This is a genomic window from Spirillospora sp. NPDC049652 (assembly GCF_040675125.1).
GTDB lineage: Bacteria > Actinomycetota > Actinomycetes > Streptosporangiales > Streptosporangiaceae > Spirillospora.
In genome coordinates, this window is record NZ_JBFAOF010000433.1 from 1 (window position 1) to 5,691 (window position 5,691).

Genomic DNA, 5,691 nt, shown 5'->3' on the forward strand with positions numbered 1-5,691 from the left:
CGTCCAGCTCGTAGCCGTTGGCGGCCTGCGGCTGCGCCGAGGCCAGCCGGGACGCCAGCACGACGCCCGCGACCGCCGCGAACGCGCCGGACAGGGCGTAGGTGACGAGCTTCTGCCGGTCCACGCGGATGCCCGACAGCCGGGCGGCCTCCTCGTTGCCGCCGATGGCGTACATCGCGCGGCCCGAGTAGGTGCGGGCGAGGACGACGGCGGTGATCCCGCCCATCGCGAGCATCACCAGGACGGGCACCGGCAGGTACTCGCCGATGGTGTCGCCGAGGTGGGTGACGGCGGACGGCAGCTGGATGGGGCTGCCGTCGGAGATCACCAGCGCCAGGCCGCGCGCCACGCCGAGCATGGCGAGCGTCGCGATGAACGGCGGCAGCTGCCCGTAGGTGATGAGCAGGCCGTTGACCAGCCCGGCGGCGATGCCGACGAGGACCGCCAGCACCAGCGCGACCGGCCAGGGCACGCCGTGGTCGGTGGCCGTCCAGGCCAGCACGACCGCCGACAGCGCGGCGACCGCGCCGACCGACAGGTCGATGCCGCCGGTGACGATGACGTAGGTGACGCCGAACGCCAGGATGGCGGTCACGGCCGCCTGGACGCCGACGTTCAGCAGGTTCGTGACGGTGAGGAAGTCGCCGGACATCAGCGCCAGGACGACCACCAGGACGACCAGCCCGGCCAGCGCCCCGTTCTCCCCGAGGAACCGCCTGGCGATGCTCATTGCGTTGCTCTGCCGCGTCTCGCGCGGCGCTGTGGTGCTCATGATTCGGGGTCCTTCTGGGAGTTCTCAGGGGTGCTCGCCACGGCGAGCTCCATCACCGCGTCCTGCGTGGCCTCGGCGGCGGTCAGCTCGCCGGCGATCCGGCCGCGTGCCATGACCAGCACCCGGTCGCTCATCCCCAGCACCTCGGGCAGGTCGCTGGAGATCATCAGGACGGCCCGCCCGGCGGCGGTGAGCCGGTTGACCAGCTCGTAGATCTCGACCTTCGCGCCGACGTCCACGCCGCGGGTCGGCTCGTCCAGGACGAGCACCCGGGCGTCGGCGAGCAGCCACTTGCCGATCACGACCTTCTGCTGGTTGCCGCCCGACAGCGTGCGGACCTCCTGGCCGAGGCCGGCCATCCGCACGCCGAGCCGCTCGGCCATCCCGGCGGCCTCGGCGCGGTGCTTGGAACGGTCCACGACGCCGCCGCGGCTGGCCGCGCCGAGCGTGACCAGGCCGAGGTTCTCGCCGACGTCCGCGCCGAGCACCAGGCCCTGGCCCTTGCGGTCCTCGGGGACCAGGCCGAGGCCCGCCTCCCGCGCCGCGTGCACCGAACCCGGCGGCAGCCGCCGGCCCTCCACGACCACCTCGCCGGTGTCGTAGCGGTCCGCGCCGAACAGCGCGCGGGCGACCTCGGTGCGGCCCGCGCCGACCAGCCCGGCGAGGCCGACGACCTCGCCCGCCCGGACCTCGAACGACACGTCCTCGAACGCGCCCTCGCGGCCGAGCCCGCGCACCTGGAGCAGGACCTCGCCCGGCTCGGTCCGCTCGCGCGGGTACTGCTGCTCGATCGACCGGCCGACCATCAGCCGGACCAGCTCGCGCTCGGGGGTGTGCGCCGGAACCCGCCCGACCGACCGGCCGTCGCGCAGCACCGTCACCCGGTCCCCGATGCGGGGGATCTCCTCCAGGTGGTGGGTGATGAACACGACGGCGACGCCCTGGTCGCGCAGCCCGGAGACGATCTCGAACAGCCGGTCCACCTCGCCGGTGGTCAGCACGGCGGTCGGCTCGTCCATGATCAGGATCCGCGCGTCCAGGCCGAGCGCCTTGGCGATCTCGACCATCTGCGCGCGGGCGATGCCGAGGTCGCCCATCCGCGCGGTCGGCTCGACGTCCACGCCGACGCGGGCGAGCAGCTCGCGCGCCCGCGCGTTCATCGCGCCCCTGTCGACCAGGCCGAAGCGGCGCGGCTGGCGGCCGAGGAACAGGTTCTCCGCGACGGTCAGCTCGGGGACGAGGTTGAACTCCTGGTAGATGGTCGCGATGCCGAGCGCGGCGGCGTCCTGCGCCGACCGGATCTCGACGGCGTCGCCGTCCACCTCGATCGTGCCCTCGTCCGGACGGTGCGCCCCGGACAGCGTCTTGATCAGCGTGCTCTTCCCGGCGCCGTTCTCGCCGAGCAGCACATGCACCTCGCCCGGACGCAGGTCGAAGTCGACCCCGTCCAGCGCCTGCACGCCCGGGAAGCCCTTGCGCAGGCCCCGCACGCGCAGGATCTCCCCGGATCTCCCGGTGCTCATGCCGGAACGCTCCCTTCGTTGTGCCTTCCGTCCCGCCGGCGGTCCCCGGCCGGGGGCTCGCCGCAGGATCCGCGGACGACCAGTCGCGCCCGCAGCGTCACCGACCCGACCTCCCGCCCGGCCACGCGCTCGGTGAGCGCGCGCACGGCGCGCCTTCCGAGCTCCTGGACGGGCTGGGCGATCGCGGTCAGCGGCGGGTCGAGGTGGATGAACCAGGGGACGTCGTCGTAGGAGGCGAGCGCCACGTCCCCCGGGATGGACAGCCCGCGCGCGTGGATCTCGTCCAGCGCGCCGAGGGCCATCAGGTTGTCCCCGGCGACCACCGCGTCGGGGGGTTCGGGGAGGTCGAGCAGGCGGGCGAGCGCGGCGCGCCCGCTGGCGGCCTGGAAGTCGCCCTCCTCGAGGTACTCGGGCCGCACCGGCAGTCCGCGGCGCGCCAGGGCGCAGGCGAACGCGTCGGTGCGCTCGCGGCCGGTGGACAGGATCGACGGGCCGGAGACGAACGCCGGCCGCGTCCGGCCGAGGTCGAGCAGGTGCCCGACGAGCCGGTCGATCGCCTCCTCGCCGTCCGCCCGGACGGTCGGGACGTCGAGGCCGTGCAGCGTGCGGTCCAGGAACACGACCGGCGTGCCGGACTCGACGGTGTCGCGGACCAGCGGGGTCAGCTCGGCGGTGGGGCACAGCAGCAGGCCGTCCACGCGGCGCTCCAGCAGGGTGCGCACGTAGTCGTCCTGGCGGTCCGGCCGCTCGTCGGCGTTGCCGATCACGACCGCGTACCCGGCGGCGCGCGCCTCGTCCTCGACGGCGCGGGCCAGCTCGGTGAAGAACGGGTTGAGGATGTCGCCGATGACCAGCCCGATCGTGCCGGTCGCGTCGGTGCGCAGCGAGCGCGCGACCGCGTTGCGCCGGTAGCCGAGCCGCTCGACCGCCGCCAGCACCCGGGCGCGGCTCCGCTCCGACACGGTCGCGCTGTCGTTCAGCACGCGCGAGACCGTGGCGACCGACACGCCCGCCAGCCGCGCCACGTCCTTGACGCTGGCCTGGCCGTTGGGCCTGCCCTGGGGCCTGACGCCGGACCTGCCGGCGGACTCGCCGCCGTCCCTGGCCTGGGCCATGCCGCACCCCCTCTCGGAAGCCGGTGATGTAATCGTTTACATCACTCATGTAAACGATTACACCATCAACCTTCTTCCCGCAAAACCCAGGCAAAACGGGTGCCTCGCCCGCCCCTCGCCCGACGGGCCCGGAAGGCCCGTGGCGGCGGGGTTTCAGGCGGGTGAGAGCGACGCGAGATCGACCAGCTCCGACAGGTCGGCGATGGTCGCGTACCAGCCGCGCCCGACCGGCAGCCCCCGGCGGGTGACCAGGAACGCCGAGGTGGCGTCGGCGGGGACGCCCGCGAAGTCGGCCCAGGCGCGGTGCGCCCCGTCCAGCGGGACGGCCGTGACGCGCAGGCCGCCCGGGCCCGTCCAGACCTCCATGGACCCAACGCTACCGATCAAGCACGCACGGTCACGAAGCGGGGGTTGACCGGACGGCTCGGGCCGGTCGATGATCGGCGGGTCCCACGGGAGGTTCTCCATGGCGGGTCCTGAAGCAGTGAGCCCCGAGTCGGCCGAACCCGAGTCGGCGGCTTCCGAACCGGCGGATCCGCCCACGGGAAAGGCTGAAGCGGCGGCCGCCGGGGCGGCGGGCCGGCCGGCGGAGGACGACGGAGCGGCGGCCTCCGCGCGGACGGCGGGAGCTTCCGACGCCGACCGGATGGCGGCCGTCCTGGCGCGGGCGTTCGCCGACGACCCGGTGTGGAGCTGGATGCTGCCGGACGAGGCGTCCCGGCCGCGCCGGCTGGAGGCGGCCTTCACGATCCTGCTGCGCGAGGTCCACCTCGGGCACGGCGCGAGCGAGCACGCCGGGCGGTACGGCGGCATCGAGGCGGCCGCGCTGTGGGATCCGCCCGGTCGGTGGCGGACGCCGCTGTCGGTGCAGGCCCGCCAGGCCGTCCCGCTCATGCGGGCGTTCGGGCGGCGGCTGCCGGTCGCCCTGCGGGCGCTCGGACGCGTCGAGAGCCACCACCCGGAGGAGCCGCACTGGTACCTGGCGTTCCTCGGCACTGACCCCCAGGCGCAGGGCAGCGGGCTCGGGACGGCGCTGATGCGCTCACGTCTGCGGCGGTGCGACGAGTCCCGGACGGCGGCGTACCTGGAGTCGTCCAAGGAGAGCAACGTCCCGTACTACGAGAAGTTCGGGTTCAGGGTGACGAAGGAGCTGCGGCTGCCGGGGGACGGGGCCCCGCCGGTGTGGCTGATGTGGCGGGACCCCGGGGCCGGCTGACCGTCAGGTCAGGAGCGCTCGCCCAGGAGGTCCTGGCGGGCGCGGTAGGCGGTGTCGGAGTTGTCGGTGAACATGCCGTCGATGCCCGCCCGGAAGTACGCGTCGTACTCCTTGAAGACCTTCCCGTAGTCGCCGGGGTTCGTGCCGTTGCGCAGGTCGGTGGGCAGGAAGGTGTTCTCGTTCCGGAAGGTGTAGGGGACGACCTTGAGCCCGGCCCGGTGCGCGTCCCCCACCAGCGGTCCAGGGGTGCCGAGCGACCCGTCCGCCCTGGCGGGGATGACCATGGTCTTCTCCGGGCCGATCCAGTCGGCGTAGGTCCGGACGGTCCGCAGGCCCTCGGGCTTGACCATCTCCGCGTAGGTCGGGCCGTGCCCGTTCGCGGTCGTGTCGTACGGCGAACCGCTCGCGGACAGGCACTGCAGGACGGTCACGTGCGGCAGCGCCTTGTGCAGCAGCTGGAGGCTGGTCGGCTCGAACGACTGGACGACCGTCCGGCCGCCCCGGTCGAACCCGTTCCGCCTGAGCGTGGCGGCGAGGGTGTTCTCCAGCGGCAGCCCGATCGAGCGGAAGTAGGTCGGGTGCTTGGTCTCCGGGACGATCCCGATCCTCCGGTGGTACTCGCGGGTGAACCGCTTGGCGAGGTCGATGACCTCCTGGAGGGTCAGCAGCCGGTACCGCCCGTCGTAGAGGGTGTTGTGCTGCCGGACGGCGGGCAGCCGCTCGACGGCGCGCAGCGTCTTCAGCTCGGCGAGGGTGAAGTCCTCGGTGAACCAGCCGGTGATCTTCGTGCCGTCCACCGTCTTGGTGGTCCTGCGGCCCGCGAACTCCGGATGCGACGCGACGTCGGTGGTGCCGCCGATCTCGTTCTCGTGCCGGACGACGAGCTGGCCGTCCTTGCTCGCGACCAGGTCGGGCTCGATGAAGTCCGCGCCCATCCGCACGGCCAGCTCGTAGGAGCCCTCGGTGTGCTCGGGCCGGTACCCGGACGCGCCCCGGTGGCCGATGATCAGCGGCCCGCGGACGGCGGCGAGGGCGGGTTCGGCCTGCGCGGACGAGGCGGGCGAG

6 protein-coding genes are annotated in these 5,691 nt (G+C 73.8%); 1 reads left to right on the forward strand and 5 read right to left on the reverse strand.

Annotation, left to right across the window (positions count from 1 at the left end; genetic code table 11):
• The 4 genes from AB0J52_RS24330 to AB0J52_RS24345 all read right to left on the reverse strand — a co-directional run.
• The coding region (locus AB0J52_RS24330; protein ID WP_500184407.1) for an ABC transporter permease at nucleotides 1-772 on the reverse strand (772 nt) is incomplete at its 3' end.
• Nucleotides 769-2,295 carry a sugar ABC transporter ATP-binding protein gene (locus tag AB0J52_RS24335; protein WP_500184409.1) on the reverse strand — a complete coding sequence of 509 codons (1,527 nt, stop codon included), beginning with the start codon at nucleotides 2,293-2,295 and terminating at the stop codon, nucleotides 769-771. The genes AB0J52_RS24330 and AB0J52_RS24335, both read right to left, overlap by 4 nt.
• Entirely contained in the window at nucleotides 2,292-3,410 is a 1,119-nt protein-coding gene (locus AB0J52_RS24340; protein WP_500184412.1) for a LacI family DNA-binding transcriptional regulator, read from the reverse strand. Before AB0J52_RS24340 ends, AB0J52_RS24335 begins: the two co-directional genes overlap by 4 nt.
• A gap of 153 nt (nucleotides 3,411-3,563) precedes the next feature.
• Nucleotides 3,564-3,776, reverse strand: coding sequence for a hypothetical protein (locus AB0J52_RS24345; protein WP_500184413.1), 213 nt, complete (start codon nucleotides 3,774-3,776; stop codon nucleotides 3,564-3,566).
• Between the two features lie 280 nt (nucleotides 3,777-4,056).
• Between AB0J52_RS24345 and AB0J52_RS24350 the strand changes: the two genes are divergently transcribed.
• Nucleotides 4,057-4,626, forward strand: coding sequence for a GNAT family N-acetyltransferase (locus AB0J52_RS24350; protein WP_500184414.1), 570 nt, complete (start codon nucleotides 4,057-4,059; stop codon nucleotides 4,624-4,626).
• Nucleotides 4,627-4,634: 8 nt separating this feature from the next.
• Here AB0J52_RS24350 and AB0J52_RS24355 read toward each other — a convergent pair whose 3' ends face one another.
• Complete coding sequence (locus AB0J52_RS24355) at nucleotides 4,635-5,636, reverse strand: glycerophosphodiester phosphodiesterase (protein WP_500184415.1); 1,002 nt, start codon at nucleotides 5,634-5,636, stop codon at nucleotides 4,635-4,637.
• Nucleotides 5,637-5,691 lie beyond the last annotated feature (55 nt).